Genomic DNA, 17,829 nt, shown 5'->3' with positions numbered 1-17,829 from the left:
CGTCCGGAGCGCGCAGCGTGCGCACCAGCCCCTGCACCTCCTCCAGCGCCCTGCGCGCGTCCGTCTCCACCTCCGACAACGTCTCGCGCAGCTCCTCCTCCCGGGCGTCCGGCAGGCTGAGGACCACTCCCGACCGCGCGAGGATCCCGCCGAGGGCGTGCCCGACCACGTCGTGGACGTCCCGCGCCACCTCCAGTTGCACCCGCATCCGCTCGGCCTCCCGCGCGGCCGCGATCCGCCTGCCGGTGGCGGTGCCGAGCAGCCAGGCCACGCCCAGCGCGGCCACCGCGAACACCACCCGCCGCCCCAGCCCGGCCGCGTCCTCCTCCGGCACGGCGGTGACCGTCGCCAGCGCCGCGGACATCCCGGCCAGCGCCCCGGCGACGCCACCAGCGGCCACGGCCCGGCGCCGGCCGTCGGCCCCGCCCAGAACACCGCCACGGCGCCGGCCGCCGCGCCGCCGTCCGCCCACGGCCGTGTCATCGCCCGCACGCTGTCATCCTCCGCGTGCCGGGCACCGTAGGCGAACCGGCCCCGGGCCGGCCGCGACGCGCTTGCTCCGGACGGGGGCCGGGGCGGGCCGGCGCCACCGCGCCCGACCGGCCGGGTGGGCGGGTGGGCGGATCACCGGGGCAGGCGGCGCATCAGATAGGTGTCCATGACCCAGCCCGACGCGTTCCTGGTCTCGGCGCGAACCCGGAGGATCTCGTCGAGGACGCGGTCGAGGCGGCCGGCGGCCAGCGACTCGTGCGGGGAGCCCAGGTTGGCGCCCCACCAGATCCACCAGGAGGAGGGAGAGGGGAGGGCGGCGCAGCGGAGGGCGCCGTCGAGCATGACGACCAGGTTGTCCGCGCCCGCCGCGGCCTCGGCGGGCAGGCGGCGGCCGGTGGCGACCGTCAGGGAGGTGCCGATGTCGTTGAGGACGAGACGGTGGCGGGCCGCCAGGAGGTGGAGGCTGCTCACCCCGGGGACGACGTCGTAGTCGAAGGCGAGCCTGCCCCGGGCCAGGACGCGTTCGACGACGCGGATGGTGGAGTCGTACAGGGACGGGTCCCCCCAGACCAGGAAGCCCACATCGCCCGGGTGGGCGGCCATCGCCTGCTCGAAGGCCGCGGCCCGGGCCTCGTGCCAGTCCTCGACGGCCTTCCGGTAGTCGGCGGGGTCGTCGCGGTCGCGCTCGGGGTCGGGGACGGTCACGATGGGGCGGGGGGACGAGAGGTGGCGGCGGCAGATCTCCTCGCGGGCGCGCAGCAGCTCGCCGGTGCCCGCGTGGCCGTCCGTCTTGTCGGGGACGAGGAAGTAGTCGACCTCGTTCATCGCCCGGACGGCCTCGACCGTCACCTGGTCGGGGTGGCCGGGGCCTATGCCGATGATGCGGACGCGTCTCACCGGCCGTCCTCCTCCAGGTCGCCCTCGACCTCGAGGTACACCCGGCGCAGCTCCTCCAGCAGCCGGGGGTCGGGAGACTCCCACAGCCCGCGCTCGGCGGCCTCGTCGAGCCTCTCGATCATGCCGCGCAGCGCCCACGGGTTGGCGCGGCGCAGGAAGCCCTGCACCTCCTCGTCCAGGACGTAGCTCTCGGCGAGGGCCTCGTACATCCAGTCGTGCACGACCCCGGCGGTCGCGTCGTAGCCGAAGAGGTAGTCGACGGTGGCGGCCAGTTCGAACGCGCCCTTGTAGCCGTGGCGGCGCATGGCCGAGATCCAGCGCGGGTTGACCACCCGGGAGCGGAACACCCGGGCGGTCTCCTCGGCCAGGGAGCGGGTCCGCACCGCGTCGGGGGCCGTGGAGTCGCCGATGTAGGCGGCGGGAGACGAACCGGTCAGCGCCCGCACGGTGGCGATCATGCCTCCGTGGTACTGGAAGTAGTCGTCGGAGTCGGCGATGTCGTGTTCCCGGGTGTCGACGTTCTTGGCCGCGACCGCGATCCGGCGGTAGTTGGCGCGCAGGTCCTCCTCGGCGGGGACGCCGTCGAGGTCCCGGCCGTAGGCGAAGCCGCCCCAGGCGGTGTAGACCTTCGCGAGGTCCCCGTCGTCGCGCCAGGTGCCGGCCTCGATCACCTGGAGGATGCCCGCGCCGTAGGAGCCCGGCCTGGAGCCGAAGATCCGGGTGGTCGCCCTCCTGGGGTCGCCGTGGCGGTCCAGGTCGAGCCGGGTGTGGGCGCGGACGTAGTTCAGCTCGTCCGGCTCGTCCAGCTCGGCGACCATCCTGATGGCGTCGTCGAGCATCGCGATGACGTGCGGGAAGGCGTCCCGGAAGAACCCCGAGATGCGGACGGTGACGTCGACGCGCGGGCGGCCCAGCTCCTCGAGCGGGACGACGGCCAGCCCGTTCACCCTGCGGGACGCCTCGTCCCAGGCGGGCCGTACGCCGATCAGGGCGAGGACCTCCGCGATGTCGTCACCGGAGGTGCGCATGGCGGAGGTGCCCCACACCGACAGGCCGACCGACCTCGGGTACTCCCCGGTGTCGGCCAGGTGCCGGGCCAGGAGGGAGTCCGCGATGCTCCGGCCCGTCTCGTAGGCCAGCGGGGAGGGCACCGCCTTCGGGTCGACGGTGTAGAAGTTCCGCCCGGTCGGCAGGACGTTCACCAGTCCCCGCAGCGGCGATCCGGACGGCCCGGCGGGGATGAATCCGCCGTCGAGCGCGTGCAGGACGGCGTCGATCTCCCCGGCGGTGGCGGCCAGGCGCGGGACGACCTGCGCGGCGGCGAACTCCAGCACCCGGGCGACCGCCTCGTCGTCCCCGCCGAGGTGCTCCCGGACGACCTCGGGGACGCGCGCGGGGTCCCAGCCGTTCTCCTCCATCCCGGCGACCAGGGCCCGCGCCGTCCGCTCGGCGGCGTCGACCTCGGCGGCCGGGGCGTCGGCCTTGAGGCCCAGCGCCGTACGGAGTCCCGGCAGCGCCCGGGTGTCGCCGCCCCAGATCTGGGTGGCGCGCAGGACGGCGAGCACCAGGTCCACCCGGGCCTGTCCCTGCGGCGCCTGGCCCAGCACGTGCAGCCCGTCGCGGATCTGCACGTCCTTGATCTCGCAGAGCCAGCCGTCGACGTGCAGCAGGAAGTCGTCGAACTCCTCGTCGCCGGGGCGCTCCTCCAGCCCCAGGTCCCGGTGGATCTGGGCGTTGCGCAGCAGGGTCCAGATCCGGGCGCGGATCGCCGGCAGCTTGGCCGGGTCCATGGACGCGATGTTGGCGTGCTCGTCCAGCAGCTGCTCCAGCTTGGCGATGTCGCCGTAGGTCTCGGCCCTGGCCATCGGCGGGATCAGGTGGTCGACGATCGTGGCGTGCGCGCGCCGTTTGGCCTGGGCGCCCTCCCCCGGGTCGTTGATGAGGAAGGGGTAGACGAGCGGCAGGTTCCCCAGGACCGCGTCGGTGGCGCACGCCGCCGACAGGGCGGCGTTCTTGCCGGGCAGCCACTCCAGGGAGCCGTGCTTGCCCAGGTGGACGACGGCGTGCGCGCCGAACCCGTGCTCCAGCCAGCGGTAGGCCGCCAGGTAGTGGTGCGAGGGCGGCAGGTCGGGGTCGTGGTAGATGGCCACCGGGTTCTCGCCGAACCCGCGCGGCGGCTGGATCATGATGACGACGTTCCCGGCCCGGAGCGTGGCCAGGACGATCTCGGAGTCGTCGTTGACGAACAGCGTGCCGGGGGCCGGTCCCCACGCCTCGGCCATCGCGGCGGCGAGCTCCGGGTGCAGGTCCGAGATCCACTCGCGGTACCGGGCCGCCGGGATGCGGACCGCGCCCTCGGCGAGCTGGGCGTCGGTCAGCCACTCCTCGTCCTGGCCGCCGGCGTCGATGAGCGCGTGGATGAGGGCGTTGCCCGCGGTGGTGTCGGGGTCCTCCCCCGCCACGGGCGGCAGCGGGTCCAGGCCGGGGATCTCCCCCGGCGCGCCGAGGTCGTAGCCGCGCTCGCGCATCGCGCGCAGGAGGCGGACGGCCGAGACCGGCGTGTCCAGGCCGACCGCGTTGCCGATCCTGCTGTGCTTGGTCGGGTAGGCCGACAGCACGACGGCCACGCGGCGCTCCCCCGGGGGGACGCGCCGCAGCCGGGCGTGGGCGACGGCGACGCGGGCGAGCCGGTCGCACCGTTCCGGGTCGGGCACGTAGCGGGGAAGGCCGTCCTCGTCGAGCTCCTTGAACGAGAAGGGCACCGTGATGATGCGCCCGTCGAACTCGGGGATGGCGATCTGGGTGGCGGAGTCCAGGGGCGAGACGCCGTCGTCGGAGGACTCCCACGCCTCGCGGGAGGAGGTCAGGCACAGGCCCTGGAGGACGGGGACGTCCAGGGCCCGCATGCGCTCGACGTCCCACGCCTCGTCGTCGCCTCCCGCGCTCGCGGTGGCCGGGGCGGTGCCGCCCGCGGCCAGCACCGTGACGATCAGCGCGTCGAAGGCGGCCAGCTCGGCGTAGAGGTCGTCGGAGGCGGCGCGGAGCGAGGAGACGTAGAGCGGGATCCCGGCGGCCTCGCCCGTCGCGTCGATCGCGTCGGCCAGGGCGTGCGCGAACGCGTTGTTGCCGCTCGTCTCGTGGGCCCGGTAGTACAGGACGCCGATCCGCGGCAGGTCGCCCGGCGGGGAGGTCCGCTCCGGGCGGCCCCAGTCGGGGATGACGGCCGGGGGCTCGAAGCCGACGCCGGTGAGCAGCACCGTGTCCGTCAGGAAGGCGTGCAGGTTCGCCAGGTTCGCCGGACCGCCCTGGGCCAGGTAGCGGTGGGCCTCGGCGGGGGCGCCGAGGCGCTCGGCCGACAGGCTCATCAGCGCGGCGTCCGGGGTCTGCTCGCCGCCGAGCACGACGAACGGCACGCCCCGGGCGGCGACCGCGTCGAGCCCGTCCTGCCAGGAGCGCGCCGTGCCGAGGATGCGCACGACCACGATCTCCGCGCCGTCGAGCAGCCCGGGCAGGTCCGCGCCGACGTCGAGGCGGGAGGGGTTGCCGAGGGCGTAGTCGGCGCCGGACGCGCGGGCCGAGAGCAGGTCGGTGTCGGACGTGGACAGCAGGGCGATGCGCGTCATGATTCTCCTCGGGGGCGAGGCGGGAGCGGGGAGCGTTCGAGCCGGTGGCGGGCGGGCGGGCGCCCGTCCAGGAGGTGACCTGTGACGATCTCGCGTACGGCCCCGGCGTCGACGCGGCCGTACCAGACGTCGCCGGGCTGCACGCTCACGACCGGCGCGTGGTTGCACGGGAACTGGCAGCCGGTGTGGGTCACCAGGACGTCGTCGTCGGTGAGGCCCGCGCCCATCAGGCCCAGGACCAGCGCCTCGGCCGTGGCGTCCGCGCCCTTGGCGGTGCAGCGCGGGCCCCGGCAGACGAACACCTGGTGGCGGTGGCCGGGGACGCGGTCCCAGGCCGCGCTCTCCAGCCCGGCCTCACCGCCGGTGACCGGTGAGGCGGAGTCCAGTGCCTCGGCCAGGATCCCCGCCGCGCGGTCCGGGTCCGGCGACCGCAGCAGGTCCGGGCCCGGCAGCAGGGACGGCGCGCCGTCCCGGCGCTGCCGCAGCCAGTGCCCGGCGATCCGCCGCAGCCACGACCCGCCCGGAGCCAGCCGATCGAAGGAGACGCCGATCATGACGATCCTGGCGCAGCCCAGGTCGGCCAGGCGGGTGAGCTCCCGGCTCAGCGAGGGGTCGGCAAGTTGCAGGAAGGCGACCGAGGCCTCCGGCAGCCCGGCCGCCAGCCGGAGCAGCTCGCTCCTGCGGGCGGCCTCCGCCGCGGACATCCCCACCAGCACGGTGGCGGTACGGCCGGCGTGGCCGCGGGACTCCCCGGTCAGCACGTGCGCCACGGCACGGCGCCCCGTCCCGGTGCGGGGACGGACCGGGCGGTGCCGGGCAGGGACGGTCGACTGCGCATTCTCACTTCCAGACCCTCGTGGAAACATGCCACGCCCCGGCCGGTCTCCTGGCTCACGCGTCGGCGCCGCACGACCGGCCTTCCCGGACCTGCTGTCCAGTGGCCCCGATGAGCGGGGCTCATCGGCGCGGGTCGTACGACTCGGCGTTCACAGTGGCGAGGGCCGCGCCGGATTCGCACCGGCTTCCCGATCACCAAGGCGGTGGCCACCCTACCAGTGCCCATTACGTCCCTTCGGCGGAGTATCTACGTCTTTGTGGCACCATGACGCCCGTGATTCGCGACCGTGCCGATCGTTGCCCCGGAGTGCTGAGACCCTGGATCGCCGAAGACGGAGCCCTCGTCAGGCTGCGTCTCGTCGGCGGCCGCGTCGACGCCGGCGCGCTGCGACGGCTCGCCCGGATCGCCGAGGAGTCCGGCGACGGCGTCCTGTACCTGACCAGCCGGGCCAACGTGCAGATCCGCGGGCTGGCGCACACCGGCGGCCGCCTCGCTCCCGAGGTGGCCGAGGCCGTGCGCGCCACCGGGCTGCTCCCCAGCCCCTCCCACGACCGCGTGCGCAACATCATGGTCTCGCCGCTGACCGGCCTGGCCGGGGGGCGCGCGGACCTGCGGCCGGTCGCCGCCGAGCTCGACCGGCTGCTCTGCGCCGACCCCGCGCTCGCCGGCCTGCCCGGCAAGTTCCTGTTCTGCCTCGACGACGGCCGGGGGGACGTGTCCTCCCGCCGTCTCGACGCCGGGCTGGTCGCGCTGGACGCCTCACACGTCCAGCTGAGGGCGGGCACCGGCCTGTGGGGACCGGTCGTCGGCCCGGACGAGGCCCCGGCGGCCCTGACGGAGCTGGCCCGGAGGTTCCTCGGCGTCCGGGGGCACGGGCCCCGGGCCGCCTGGCACGTGGACGAGCTGCCCGGGGCCGGGCGGGAGCTGCTCGGCCCCGGGCGGCCCCGCGATCCGCGGACCCGTGCCGTCACCCCGGCCCCGCCCTTCGGCTGCATCCCCCAGGACGACGGGCGCCGGGCCGAGCACCTGGCCGTCCCCGGCGGCGCGCTGTCCGCGAAGAAGGCGGCCGAGCTGGCCTCGCGCGCCTCCTGGATCACCGTCACGCCCTGGCGCAGCGTCATCCTTCCCGATCTGGAGTGATCATGAAACCGATTCGCCCGCCGAGGCGGTTCGACTACGTCACGGACGGGGCCGCGATCTACGCGGACTCGTTCGCGACCATCCGCGCCGAGAGCGACTTCTCCCACCTGCCCGCCGACGCCGAGAAGGTCGCCGTCCGCATGGTGCACGCCGCCGGGCAGGTCGATCTCGCCGCCGACCTCGTCGTGCACGACCGGCTGGTCCCGGCGGCCCGCGCCGCCCTGGAGGCGGGAGCGCCGATCATCACCGACGCGCACATGGTCGCCTCCGGGGTGACCCGCGCCCGGCTGCCCAAGGGCAACGAGGTGCTCTGCCTCCTGCGCGACCCGCGGGTCCCCGATCTCGCCCGGGAGTGGGGCACCACCCGCTCGGCCGCGGCGGTGTCCCTGTGGGCCGACCGGCTGGCGGGAGCCGTGGTCGCGATCGGGAACGCCCCGACGGCCCTGTTCCACCTGCTGGAGATGCTCCTGGACGGAGCCCCCAGGCCGGCCGCCGTCATCGGCGTGCCGGTCGGTTTCATCGGCGCCGCCGAGTCCAAGCAGGCCCTGGTCGAGCACGCCGGACCGGCCCCCGGCCTGGACCTGCCGTTCCTGACCGTCCGCGGCAGGCGGGGCGGTTCGGCCCTGGCCTCCGCCGCCCTCAACGCGCTCGCCAGGGAAGCGGAATGACGGGGAAGACGACCGGGAAGCTGTACGGGGTCGGGGTCGGGCCCGGGGACCCGGAGCTCGTCACGGTCAAGGCCGCGCGGCTGATCGCGGAGGCCGACGTCGTCGCCTACCACGCCAAGGCCGACGGGAGCTCCAACGCCCGGCGCACCGCGGCCGCCCTCATCCCGCCGGGAGCCGTCGAGGAGCAGCTCGTCTACCCGGTGACGACGGGCACGACCGGCCATCCGGGCGGTTACGCCGGGGCGATGGCCGAGTTCTACGAGCAGTGCGCGCGGCGGCTCGGCGCCCACCTGGAGGCGGGCCGCACGGTCGTCCTCCTCGCCGAGGGGGACCCGCTGTTCTACGGCTCGTACATGTACATGCACGACCGGCTCTCCCCCGAGTTCCCCACCGAGATCGTGCCCGGTGTCACCTCGCTGTCGGCCGCGACCGCGGCGGTCGCCTCCCCGCTGGTCCGCCACACCGACGTGCTGACGGTCCTGCCCGGGACGCTGCCCGTGCCCGAGCTGGCGCGCAGGCTCGCCGACACCCAGGGCGCGATCATCATGAAGCTCGGACGGACCTTCGCCGGGGTGCGCCGGGCGCTCGCCGAGGCGGGGCGGCTCGACGACGCGCTGTACGTCGAGCGGGCCTCCATGCCGCGGGAACGCTGGTGCCCGGTGCGCGACGTCGATCCGGAGTCCGTGCCGTACTTCTCGCTCATCGTGGTGCCGGGCGACAGCGTGAGCGGCGTCCGGGGCTCCAGCGCGCCCGCCGCCCACCTCGCCGGACCGGCGGGCCGGACGGACCCGGCGGGCCCGGCGCATCCGGCGGGCTCGGCGCATCCGGCGGGCTCGGCGCATCCGGCGGGCCCGGCGGACCGGGCCGCCCCGGCGGAGCCGCGGCCCGGACGCCCCGGCGGCGCCCGTCCCGCGGAGCTGCTCGTCGTCGGGCTGGGGCCCGGCCCCGAGGAGTGGCTCACCCCGGAGGCCGCCGAGGCGCTGGCGGAGGTGGAGCACGTCGTGGGGTACGCCCCCTACGTCAACCGGGTGCCGCAGCGCGCCGGGCTGCGCCGCCACGCCAGCGGCAACACCGTGGAGGTGGACCGGGCGGCGCACGCGCTGCGGCTGGCCGCCGAGGGAGAACGGGTCGCCGTGGTGTCCGGAGGCGACGCGGGCGTGTTCGGCATGGCCTCGGCGGTCTTCGAGGCCGCCGAGCGGACCGGCCTCGAAGACGTGCCCGTCCGGGTCGTGCCCGGCATGACGGCCATCCAGGCGGTCGCGGCGCGCGCGGGCGCGCCGATCGGCGGCGACTTCGCGGTGCTCAGCCTGTCGGACCGGCTCAAGCCCTGGGAGGTGATCGAACGGCGGCTGCGGGCCGTCGCCGAGGCCGATCTGGTGCTCGGCGTCTACAACCCCGCCTCCCGCTCGCGGACCACCCAGGTCGCCCGGGCCCGGCAGATCCTGCTCGAGCACCGGGACCCCGGGACGGTCGTCGTCGTGGGACGCGACGTCGGGCGCGCCGGGGAGACGCTGACCGTGACGACGCTCGGCGAGCTCCAGCCGGACTCCATCGACATGAGGTGCCTGGTCATCGTCGGCGCGCGGGCGACCCGGCGCACCCCTTCCGGGCGGGTGTGGACCGCCCGCTCAGTCCCGGCCGGCTGAGCCCTTCCGCGGCCGCCGGGGGTCGTACAGGTACGACTCCCGGCCCCGCCGCAGGTCGGCGTCCAGCGCGGGACCGACCAGGATGACGGCCGCCTGCCGCAGCCCGTGCGCCTCGACCTGGTCGGCGATGTCGGCCAGGGTCCCGGTGAGGACCAGCTCGGAGGGCTGGGAGGCGTTGGCCACCACGGCGACCGGGCAGCCGGGACCGTACTCGCCGGTCAGCTCCCGCGCCAGCTCCCGGACGCGGGTGACGGCCAGGTGCAGCACGAGGGTGGCCCGGGTCGCGGCGAACGCCGCCAGCGACTCGCTCTCCGGCATCACGCTCGACCGGGCCCGCGTGCGGGTGAGCACGACGGACTGGGCGAGCGTCGGCACCGTCAGCTCCCTGCCCAGCAGCGCGGCGGCCGCGGCGTAGGCGGGCACTCCCGGGGTCACGTCCCAGGGCACGCCGTGCTCGTCCAGGCGGCTGGTCTGCTCGGCGAGGGCCGAGTAGATCGACGGGTCCCCCGAGCAGAGCCGGACGACGTCGCGCCCGGCCTCGTGGGCCTCGACGAGGCGGCCGACGATCCGGTCGAGGTCGAGGTCCCGGGTGTCGACCAGCACGGCGTCCTCGCGGCAGTGCGAGAGCACGTGCTCGTCGATGTAGGTGCCGGGGTAGAGGCAGACGTCCGCCCGCCGCAGCATCGTCACGGCGCGCAGCGTGAGCAGGTCGGCGGCTCCGGGGCCGGCCCCGACGAAGTGAACGGTCAACTTCCATCCTTCCGCAGCGACCACTGGGTGACGGCCCGGGCCGGTCTCCATCCGTCGAACGTCCCGAGCGGCGCGGCCCGCTCCACGCTGAGCCGTACCAGCTCGCCGCCGAGCGTGCCGTACCGGGCCGCCAGCAGGGACTCCGTCTGCAGGGTGACGCCGTGCACGACCAGGCGCCCGCCGGGCCTCAGCGCCTGCCAGCACAGGTCGAGCACGCCCTCACCGGTGGCGCCGCCGCCGACGAAGACCGCGTCGGGGGCCTCCAGCCCGTGCAGCGCTCCGGGAGCGCTGCCGTGCACGACCCGCAGGCCGGGGACGCCGAGCGCCGCGGCGTTCGCCGAGATGCGCCGGGCCCGGTCCGGGTGGGACTCGATCGCGACGGCCCGGCAGGAGGCGTCGGTCCGCATCCACTCGATGGCGACCGAGCCGGCGCCCGCGCCCACGTCCCACAGCAACTGGCCGGGCGCAGGGGCGAGCCGGGCCAGCGCCGAGGCCCGCGCGTCGCGCTTGGTGAGCTGGCCGTCGTGCTCGAAGACCTCGTCGGGCAGGCCCGCCACGAGGGAGAGGCCCGCGGGAGTCCCGGCGCACTCGACCGCCACGATGTTCAGGGGCGGGAACCCGGCGGGCACCCCGTCGGCGGCCGTCGCCCGGAACGCCGCCTCCCGTTCGGTGCCCAGGTCGGACAGGACCGTCAGCTCGCTGGTGCCGAAACCCGCGGCCAGCAGGAGCTCCGCGACCCGGCGGGGGGTGGTGCCGTCTCCGGACAGGATCAATACGCGCCGGTCCGGGGCCAGCAGCCGCAGCAGCGTCCGCGGGTCCCGGCCGACGAGGCTGAGCACGCTCGCGGTCTCGGCGGGCCAGCGCATCCTGGCCCGGGCCAGCGCGACCGACGACACCGCCGGGATGATCTCCACGCGGTCCCTGCCCAGCACGTCGATCAGCGTGCTCCCCACGCCGGAGACCAGGGGGTCCCCCGAGGCCAGGGCCACGATCTCGCCCGAGCAGGAGGACAGCAGGGCGCCGAGGCCGGCGCGCAGCGGGGACGGCCAGGTCAGCCGGCGCTGCCCGGCCACGGGGGGCGCCAGCGCCAGGTGCCGGGCGCCGCCGATCAGGGTCCCGGCCCGTTCGACGAGCCTGCGGGGTCTGTCCTGGAGCGACGCCCAGCCGTCGGCTCCGATCCCGACAACGGTCACGAGGGCGGTCATGCCGCATGACCCTAGTGCCCCGCCGCCCCTGAACCCCCGCCGGTCCCGGCACCTCTCCTCCCGGCGCCTCTCCCGGTCCCGGTCCTCCCCCGGTCCCGGCACCTCTCCTCCCGGCGCCTCTCCCGGTCCCGATCCTCCCCCGGTCCCGGCGCCCCCGCGCTTCCACCGGATCAGGCGGAGGGGTAACCTTGGCGGGCACATCAGCACGAGGTGCCCCTCACGGGGAGAATCTGGGAAGCCGGTGAGAATCCGGCACAGGCCCGCTGCGGTGACTCAGGCACGACGACCTGGGAAGTCCGAAGACCGGCCTCGTGCTCTCGGACGGCGGACGAGCGGGAGCCTCACATGCCACCCCCTTTCCCTTTCAGCGCGGTCATCGGCTCCGACGACATGGCGCTCGCCCTCACCCTCACCGCGGTCTCCCCCGCCATCGGCGGCGTCCTCATCCGGGGCGAGAAGGGCACGGCCAAGTCGACCATGGTCCGGGCGCTGGCCCGGGTGCTGCCGCCCATCGAGGTGATCGCCGGGGACCGGTTCTCCAGCGACCCCCGGGAGCGCGACCCGCTCTCCCCTGACGGCCCCTTCCCGGCGGACGCCGCCGTCGAGACCAGGCCGGTCCGCCTCGTCGAGCTGCCCGTCGGCGCGACCGAGGACCGGGTGCTCGGCTCGCTGCACCTGGAGCGGGCCCTGTCCGAGGGCGTCACGGCCTACGAGCCCGGCCTGCTCGCCCGCGCCCACCGCGGCATCCTCTACGTCGACGAGGTGAACCTGCTCCACGACCACCTGGTCGACCTGCTGCTTGACGCCGCCGCGATGGGGCGGTCCACCGTCGAGCGCGACGGGGTCTCGGTCGTCCACGCCGCCCGGTTCGTCCTGGTCGGCACGATGAACCCGGAGGAGGGGGAGCTCCGGCCCCAGCTGCTCGACCGGTTCGGCCTGACCGTGGAGGCCCGCGCGCCCCGGGATCCGCGCACCCGGGTCGAGGTGGTCAGGCGCCGCCTGGCCTACGAGGAGGACCCGGAGGGCTTCGCCGCCCGCTTCGCCGGCGCGGAGGCGGACCTGACCCGCCGGATCGGCCGGGCGCGGGAGCTGCTCGGCCGGGTCGAGCTCGATGACGCGTCCCTGCTCAAGATCGCGGAGATCTGCGCGGCCTTCGAGGTCGAGGGCATGCGGGCCGACCTCGTCACGGCCCGGGCGGCGGCCGCCCACGCGGCCTGGCACGGGCGCGCCTCCGTCACCCGCGAGGACATCCGGGCCGCCGCCCGGCTGGCCCTCCCGCACCGCCGCCGCCGCAACCCGTTCGACGCCCCCGGGCTCGACGAGGAGCTGCTCGACGAGCTCCTCGGGCGGGGAGACCTCCCTCCCGACCCGCCTCCGCCCTCTGCTCCCCCGTCCGGTCCGTCCTCCCCCGGCGCGCCCGGGGAGCCGCCGGCCGACGGGCCGGGGACTGAGGCGGCCGACGGGCCGGGACCGGAGCCGGAGCAGCGTGACGGGAACGGGAACGGGAACGGGACGCCGCAGGACCGGCGGCGGGAGCGGAACGCCGACCCGCCCGGCGCCGGCGACGGATCCGGGGAAGGCGCCGCCGGCGGCGCGCCCGGGCAGGACTCCGACGGCGGCGGGCCCGGGGATGGCGCTGCCGCGGTCGTCCCGCCCGGCGTCCCCTACCGGCCCAGGACCTTCCGCGTCGCCGGCCTCGGCGCCGGCGAGACCGGCCGCCGCTCCCCCGCCCTCACCCGGACCGGACGCCGGATCGGGGCCCGCGGACCCGAGGAGGGGCCGGGCCCGGTCCACCTGCTGGAGACGCTCCGGGCCGCGGCCCCGCACCAGCGGGCGCGGGGCCGCCGGGGCGCCGGGCTGCTGGTCCGGGGGGAGGACCTGCGGATCGCCGTCACCCAGGGCCAGGAGTCGAACCTGATCCTCTTCTGCGTCGACGCCTCCGGCTCGATGGCGGCGCGCCGCCGCATGACCCAGGTCAAGACGGCGATCGTCTCCCTGCTCCTGGACGCCTACCGGCGGCGCGACAAGGTGGGGCTGGTGACGTTCCGGCAGGCCCGCGCCGAGGTCCTCCTGCCTCCGACCTCGTCGGTCGACGTCGCCGCCGCCCGGCTGGGCGAGCTGCCCGCCGGAGGCCGCACGCCGCTGGCCGAGGGCCTGCTCACCGCGGCCGAGGTGCTGCGGGTGGAGCGCCTGCGCGACCCCCTGCGCAGGGCCCTGCTCGTCGTCGTCACCGACGGCCGGGCCACCGCCGGTCCCGACCCGGTGGACCGGGCGCACCGGGCCGCCCGGTGGCTGGCGGGAACGGGCGTCGCCGCCCTGGTCATCGACTGCGAGACCGGGCGTTTCCGCATGGGGCTGGCCCGCCTGCTCAGCTCCGAGCTCCGCGCCGAGCACCTCCCGCTGGGGGAGGTCGCCGCCGGCGAACTGACCACCGCCGTCCGGGAAAGGGTCGCCTGATGCCCCAGGGCCAACCGCTGGAAGTCCCCGCCGACGGGCTCACCACCCGGCAGCGGCGCAACCGCCCGCTGCTCATGGTGCACACCGGCGACGGGAAGGGGAAGTCGACCGCCGCGTTCGGCCTGGCCATGCGCGGCTGGAACCAGGGCTGGAACATCGGGGTGTTCCAGTTCGTCAAGTCCGCCAAGTGGCGGGTGGGCGAGCAGAGCGTGCTGGAGCGGCTCGGCCGGCTGCACGCCGAGACGGGCGAGGGCGGCCCCGTCGAGTGGCACAAGATGGGCTCGGGCTGGTCGTGGTCGCGCACCCGGGGCACGGAGGCCGACCACGCGGCCGACGCCGCCGAGGGATGGGCGGAGATCAAGCGCCGGCTCGCGGCGCAGGCCCATGACCTGTACGTCCTCGACGAGTTCACCTACCCGCTGGACTGGGGCTGGGTCGACCTCGACGACGTCCTCGCGACCCTCGCCGACCGGCCCGGGCGCCAGCACGTGGTCGTGACGGGGCGGCGCGCCCATCCGCGGCTGCTGGAGGCCGCCGACCTGGTCACGGAGATGACGAAGGTCAGGCATCCGATGGACGCCGGGCAGAAGGGCCAGCGGGGCATCGAATGGTAGACCTGCCGCGCCTGGTCATCGCCGCTCCCGCCTCCGGCCACGGCAAGACCACCGTCGCGACGGGCCTCATGGCCGCCCTGCGCGCGGCCGGGCACACGGTGTCGGGGCACAAGGTCGGCCCCGACTACATCGACCCCGGATACCACGCGCTGGCGACGGGACGGCCGGGCCGCAACCTCGACGCGCACCTGGTCGGCGAGCACCTGCTGGCCCCGCTGCTGCTGGCCGGGGCGCGCGGCGCCGACCTCGCCGTCATCGAGGGGGTCATGGGACTCTACGACGGCCGGATCGGCGGGGACGGTTTCGCCTCCACCGCCCACGTCGCCGCCGTCACCGGCTCCCCGGTCGTCCTCGTGGTCGACGTCTCCCACGCCTCCCGGTCGATCGCGGCCGTCGTCCAGGGCATGGTCGCCTACGGCCCGGAGCTGGACGTCGCCGGCGTCATCCTGAACAAGGCGGGCTCGGCGCGGCACGCCGAGGAGGTGTGCCGGGCCCTCGCCCCGACGGGGGTGCCCGTGCTGGGGGTGCTCCACCGGGACGAGCGGCTCGCCGTCCCCTCCCGCCATCTCGGGCTCGTCCCCGCCGCGGAGCGGCAGGACGCCGCCGCCGGCCTGGAGCGGCTGGCGGCGCGGATCGCCGCGAAGGTCGACCTCCGGCGGATCGTCGCCCTGGCCCGCCGGGCCTCCCCGATCGGCGCCCTCCCCTGGTCGGCGGCCGAGGTCTGCCCGCCGCCCAGCGCGCTGCGGCCCGTCGTGGCGGTCGCCGGCGGCCGGGCGTTCACCTTCCGCTACAGCGAGACCGAGGAGCTGCTGCGGGCGGCCGGGTGCGAGGTCGTGCCGTTCGACCCGCTCACCGATCCCGGGCTGCCCGACGGCGTCTGCGGCGTCTATCTCGGCGGCGGCTTCCCCGAGGTGCACGCGGGCGAGCTGAGCGCCAACTCCGCGCTGCGCGAGGCGGTCGGGCACGCGGCGGGCCGCGGGGTCCCGATCGTCGCCGAGTGCGCCGGACTGCTCTACCTGAGCCGCGCCCTGGACGGCGAGCCGATGGTGGGCGTGCTGGAGAGCGAGACCCGGATGTCCCCCCGGCTGACCCTCGGGTACCGGGAGGCCGCCGCGCCGCGGGACACCCTGCTGGCCGGCGCGGGCGACCGGGTCACGGGCCACGAGTTCCACCGGACCGTGGCCGGACCGGGCGCCGGCCGGGACGCGGCCTGGGTCGTCGACGGCTCCCCGGAGGGGTTCAGCGTCCGCCCCCGCGGGGCGCCGACGGTGCACGCCTCCTACCTGCACACGCACTGGGCCGGTCATCCGGCCATGGCCCGGCGGTTCGCCGCCGCGGTGCACCGCCACGCCCTCGGCGCGCGCCACCCAGCGAACAGCACCTCTGGGGTAATTGACCAATATTCGGGTAAAATGTAAGATTTTTTTATATCGTCCGCGAGGAAGTCGGTGGAAATCCGACACAGTCGCGCTACTGTGACGCCGTTCTCCGGCGAAGTCAGACCCTCCGGGCGGGTTCCATCCAGCGGGACGCTGCATCCCTTGACGGAGGTCTCATGTCGCACGCATCCGTGGCCGGCCCTGAGCTGGACATCCCCAAGCTCCCCCTCTCCGCGCTGGCTCCGTGGGCGTTCTTCTTCACGCTCCTGGCGGCCATCGCCGTCTTCTTCGTCGGCGCCGAACAGGGCGCCCTCTCCCTCCTGGCCGGCAGCGACGTCCACGAGTGGGTGCACGACGGCCGTCACCTGCTCGGCTACCCCTGCCACTGAGGCGGCGCCCCACCGGGTGACCGGCTCGCCGCCATGCCCGGGCGCTCCAGGCGCGCCCGGGCCGCCTTCGTGCACCAGGAGCAGGACATGAGTCCTCGGACTTTTCTCATCCATGGCCTGATCGCCGGATTCGTCGCCGGAATCCTGGCCTTCGGCGCCGCCTACGTCTTCGGCGAACCCTCCATCGAGAGCGCCATCGCCCTCGAGGAGGCCGCCGCCTCCGGCCACGCGCACGGGGAAGGTGCCCGCGCGCACGGCCACGGCAACGCCCATGACCACGACGACGCCCGCGACGGCGGTCACAGTCATGGTGACGAGGGAGGCGTCAGCCGGGCGCAGCAGTCCACCGCCGGGCTCGCCACCGCGACCATCGTCATCGGTGTCGCGCTGGGCGGCGTCGTCGGGCTCGCCGCGGCCTTCGCCCTCGGACGTCTCGGCCGGCTGAGCCCCGCCGCGTCCACGGCCCTCGTCGCGGTGGCGGGTTTCGTGGCGTTCGCGCTCGCGACCTGGGCCAAGTACCCGCCGAACCCGCCCGCGACGGGCAGCGGCGACACCATCGGGGCACGCACCGCCGCCTACTTCGGCTTCCAGGCGGTCTCGGTGCTGCTCGCCGTCGGCGCGGTGGTGCTCGGCTCCCGGCTGGCCAGGCGGGGAGACGGCTGGCTCGCGTCCGTGGTCCCGGCCGTCGGCTGGCTCGTCCTCGTGACGGCCGCCGGCCTGGCGCTGCCGGCCTTCGACGAGATCCCCGGCGACTTCCCGGCCACCGTCCTGTGGAGTTTCCGGTTCTCCTCGCTGATCACCCAGATCGTGCTGTGGGGCACGCTCACCGTGGTGCTCAGCGGGCTGGTCCGGCGGACCGCCCGGGCCGCGGCGGCCCGGCGGGAGCTCATCGAGAGCGTCCGGGCCTGAAGCGGCGGGCGCGGCCCGCCGGGAGGTCCCGCCCCGGTCAGGCCAGCCCCCGCTCGGCGAGCCAGCCGCCGGCCGCGACGTGGTCACCGACCACGTCCACGCCGGCGGTCCGGCTCTCCCGCCGCACGACGACGACGGCCAGGCCCAGCTCCCCGGCCGCCAGCATCTTCGGCCAGGTGTGCCCGCCGCCCGAGTCCTTCGTGACCAGCACGTCGCACCCGTACCGGCGCAGCAGTTCCCGCTCGCCGTCCAGGGTGTACGGTCCCCGGCTCCTCAGCAGCGTCCACGGCCGGGGCAGTTCCACCTCGGGCGGATCGACGACCCGCACCACCGCCCTCGCCTCCGCCAGCGGCCCGAGGAAGCACCCGAGCGTCTGACGTCCGGTCGTCAGGAACGGCGCACGCCCGAGCCGCGCCGCGGTCGCGGCGGCCTCCTCATGGGTGCCGACCCAGTTCCAGGAGTCGCTTCCCGGCGCCGCCTCCCAGCCCGGACGCTCCAGCCGGAGCAGGGGCACCCCCTCCAGGGCGCAGGCCCGGGCGGCGTTCCGGGAGATCCCCGACGCGAACGGATGCGTCGCGTCGACGACGGCCGCGACGCCGTTCTCCCGGAGATGGCAGGCCAGCCCCTCGACGCCGCCGAACCCCCCGATCCGCACGTCGCCGACGGGCAGCCGGGGCCGGGCCACCCGCCCCGCCAGGGACGACACGAACGGGACGCCGCGGGCGGAGAGCAGGAGCGCGAGCTCACGTGCCTCCGCCGTACCGCCCAGGATCAGCACCGTCACCGTGCGGCCCCCCGCTCCGCGGGAACGGCCCGCAGTCC

Annotated in this window: 15 protein-coding genes and 3 riboswitches (1 of these 18 only partly in view); of the genes, 8 read left to right on the top strand and 7 right to left on the bottom strand. The window is 75.7% G+C overall.

What is annotated here, in order from left to right; translation table 11 throughout:
• From ACFOWE_RS33890 to ACFOWE_RS12165, 4 genes are all read right to left on the bottom strand, one after another.
• A protein-coding gene (locus ACFOWE_RS33890; RefSeq protein WP_449301211.1) for a histidine kinase dimerization/phosphoacceptor domain-containing protein crosses the window boundary here: on the bottom strand, window positions 1-208 show its 5' portion. The gene continues 134 nt to the left of window position 1, outside the view; 208 of the gene's 342 nt are visible here — the first part of the coding sequence; its start codon is at window positions 206-208; the stop codon falls past the left edge of the window.
• Window positions 209-624: 416 nt separating this feature from the next.
• Complete coding sequence (cobF, locus tag ACFOWE_RS12175; protein ID WP_377287379.1) at window positions 625-1,389, bottom strand: precorrin-6A synthase (deacetylating); 765 nt, start codon at window positions 1,387-1,389, stop codon at window positions 625-627.
• The gene (gene cobN, locus ACFOWE_RS12170) at window positions 1,386-5,015 is read right to left on the bottom strand and encodes a cobaltochelatase subunit CobN (RefSeq protein WP_377287573.1); all 3,630 of its coding nucleotides are present in this window, start codon (window positions 5,013-5,015) and stop codon (window positions 1,386-1,388) included. Before cobN ends, cobF begins: the two co-directional genes overlap by 4 nt.
• Entirely contained in the window at window positions 5,009-5,782 is a 774-nt protein-coding gene (locus ACFOWE_RS12165) for a (2Fe-2S) ferredoxin domain-containing protein (protein ID WP_377287378.1), read from the bottom strand. The genes cobN and ACFOWE_RS12165 overlap by 7 nt, the downstream gene beginning before the upstream one ends.
• Before the next feature lie 89 nt (window positions 5,783-5,871).
• A riboswitch (cobalamin riboswitch) is annotated at window positions 5,872-6,084 on the bottom strand.
• Between the two features lie 72 nt (window positions 6,085-6,156).
• Between ACFOWE_RS12165 and ACFOWE_RS12160 the strand changes: the two genes are divergently transcribed.
• From ACFOWE_RS12160 to ACFOWE_RS12150, 3 genes are read left to right on the top strand one after another with little or no spacing between them, the layout of a single operon-like run.
• Window positions 6,157-6,990, top strand: coding sequence for a nitrite reductase (locus ACFOWE_RS12160; RefSeq protein ID WP_377287377.1), 834 nt, complete (start codon window positions 6,157-6,159; stop codon window positions 6,988-6,990).
• Window positions 6,990-7,658 carry a precorrin-8X methylmutase gene (locus tag ACFOWE_RS12155; RefSeq protein ID WP_377287572.1) on the top strand — a complete coding sequence of 223 codons (669 nt, stop codon included), beginning with the start codon at window positions 6,990-6,992 and terminating at the stop codon, window positions 7,656-7,658. The genes ACFOWE_RS12160 and ACFOWE_RS12155 overlap by 1 nt, the downstream gene beginning before the upstream one ends.
• Window positions 7,655-9,304 (top strand): precorrin-2 C(20)-methyltransferase, encoded by a 1,650-nt coding sequence (locus ACFOWE_RS12150; RefSeq protein ID WP_377287376.1) that lies wholly within the window; start codon window positions 7,655-7,657, stop codon window positions 9,302-9,304. Before ACFOWE_RS12155 ends, ACFOWE_RS12150 begins: the two co-directional genes overlap by 4 nt.
• Here the strand turns inward: ACFOWE_RS12150 and ACFOWE_RS12145 are convergent.
• Together ACFOWE_RS12145 and cbiE are read right to left on the bottom strand one after the other, a co-directional pair.
• Window positions 9,287-10,105: a cobalt-precorrin-4/precorrin-4 C(11)-methyltransferase gene (locus tag ACFOWE_RS12145; RefSeq protein ID WP_377287375.1), complete on the bottom strand. Its 819-nt coding sequence runs from the start codon at window positions 10,103-10,105 to the stop codon at window positions 9,287-9,289. The two genes, ACFOWE_RS12150 and ACFOWE_RS12145, sit on opposite strands and share 18 nt — an antisense overlap.
• Window positions 10,051-11,259 (bottom strand): precorrin-6y C5,15-methyltransferase (decarboxylating) subunit CbiE, encoded by a 1,209-nt coding sequence (gene cbiE, locus ACFOWE_RS12140; protein ID WP_377287374.1) that lies wholly within the window; start codon window positions 11,257-11,259, stop codon window positions 10,051-10,053. The genes ACFOWE_RS12145 and cbiE overlap by 55 nt, the downstream gene beginning before the upstream one ends.
• A 191-nt stretch (window positions 11,260-11,450) precedes the next feature.
• Window positions 11,451-11,585: riboswitch (cobalamin riboswitch) on the top strand.
• Between the two features lie 19 nt (window positions 11,586-11,604).
• Between cbiE and ACFOWE_RS12135 the strand changes: the two genes are divergently transcribed.
• From ACFOWE_RS12135 to ACFOWE_RS12115, 5 genes are all read left to right on the top strand, one after another.
• Window positions 11,605-13,716, top strand: coding sequence for a VWA domain-containing protein (locus ACFOWE_RS12135; RefSeq protein WP_377287373.1), 2,112 nt, complete (start codon window positions 11,605-11,607; stop codon window positions 13,714-13,716).
• Complete coding sequence (gene cobO / locus ACFOWE_RS12130) at window positions 13,716-14,330, top strand: cob(I)yrinic acid a,c-diamide adenosyltransferase (RefSeq protein ID WP_377287372.1); 615 nt, start codon at window positions 13,716-13,718, stop codon at window positions 14,328-14,330. Before ACFOWE_RS12135 ends, cobO begins: the two co-directional genes overlap by 1 nt.
• A complete protein-coding gene (locus ACFOWE_RS12125; protein ID WP_377287371.1) occupies window positions 14,324-15,748 on the top strand; it encodes a cobyrinate a,c-diamide synthase in 1,425 nt (474 codons plus the stop codon). The genes cobO and ACFOWE_RS12125 overlap by 7 nt, the downstream gene beginning before the upstream one ends.
• 1 nt (window position 15,749) lies before the next feature.
• A riboswitch (adenosylcobalamin (AdoCbl) riboswitch) is annotated at window positions 15,750-15,868 on the top strand.
• Between the two features lie 17 nt (window positions 15,869-15,885).
• On the top strand, window positions 15,886-16,098 hold the full coding sequence (locus ACFOWE_RS12120; protein ID WP_377287370.1) for a CbtB domain-containing protein: 213 nt from the start codon (window positions 15,886-15,888) through the stop codon (window positions 16,096-16,098).
• A gap of 87 nt (window positions 16,099-16,185) precedes the next feature.
• Entirely contained in the window at window positions 16,186-17,007 is an 822-nt protein-coding gene (locus tag ACFOWE_RS12115; protein ID WP_377287369.1) for a CbtA family protein, read from the top strand.
• A 37-nt stretch (window positions 17,008-17,044) separates the two neighbouring features.
• Here ACFOWE_RS12115 and ACFOWE_RS12110 read toward each other — a convergent pair whose 3' ends face one another.
• Window positions 17,045-17,791 carry a cobalt-precorrin-6A reductase gene (locus ACFOWE_RS12110; RefSeq protein WP_377287368.1) on the bottom strand — a complete coding sequence of 249 codons (747 nt, stop codon included), beginning with the start codon at window positions 17,789-17,791 and terminating at the stop codon, window positions 17,045-17,047.
• Between the last annotated feature and the right edge of the window lie 38 nt (window positions 17,792-17,829).

It is taken from the genome of Planomonospora corallina, from assembly GCF_042650625.1.
Classification (GTDB): domain Bacteria; phylum Actinomycetota; class Actinomycetes; order Streptosporangiales; family Streptosporangiaceae; genus Planomonospora_B; species Planomonospora_B corallina.
Note: the sequence above shows the minus strand (reverse complement) of the source record. Positions and strands in the feature narration are given on the sequence as shown.

Bases quoted from the DNA above. Each gene is read 5' to 3' on its own strand.
- ACFOWE_RS12145 (WP_377287375.1), bottom strand. From the start codon at position 10,105: ATGGAGACCGGCCCGGGCCGTCACCCAGTGGTCGCTGCGGAAGGATGG.
- ACFOWE_RS12120 (WP_377287370.1), top strand. From the start codon at position 15,886: ATGTCGCACGCATCCGTGGCCGGCCCTGAGCTGGACATCCCCAAGCTC.
- cobO (WP_377287372.1), top strand. From the start codon at position 13,716: ATGCCCCAGGGCCAACCGCTGGAAGTCCCCGCCGACGGGCTCACCACC.
- ACFOWE_RS12135 (WP_377287373.1), top strand. From the start codon at position 11,605: ATGCCACCCCCTTTCCCTTTCAGCGCGGTCATCGGCTCCGACGACATG.
- ACFOWE_RS12125 (WP_377287371.1), top strand. From the start codon at position 14,324: ATGGTAGACCTGCCGCGCCTGGTCATCGCCGCTCCCGCCTCCGGCCAC.
- ACFOWE_RS12115 (WP_377287369.1), top strand. From the start codon at position 16,186: ATGAGTCCTCGGACTTTTCTCATCCATGGCCTGATCGCCGGATTCGTC.
- cbiE (WP_377287374.1), bottom strand. From the start codon at position 11,259: ATGACCGCCCTCGTGACCGTTGTCGGGATCGGAGCCGACGGCTGGGCG.
- ACFOWE_RS12150 (WP_377287376.1), top strand. From the start codon at position 7,655: ATGACGGGGAAGACGACCGGGAAGCTGTACGGGGTCGGGGTCGGGCCC.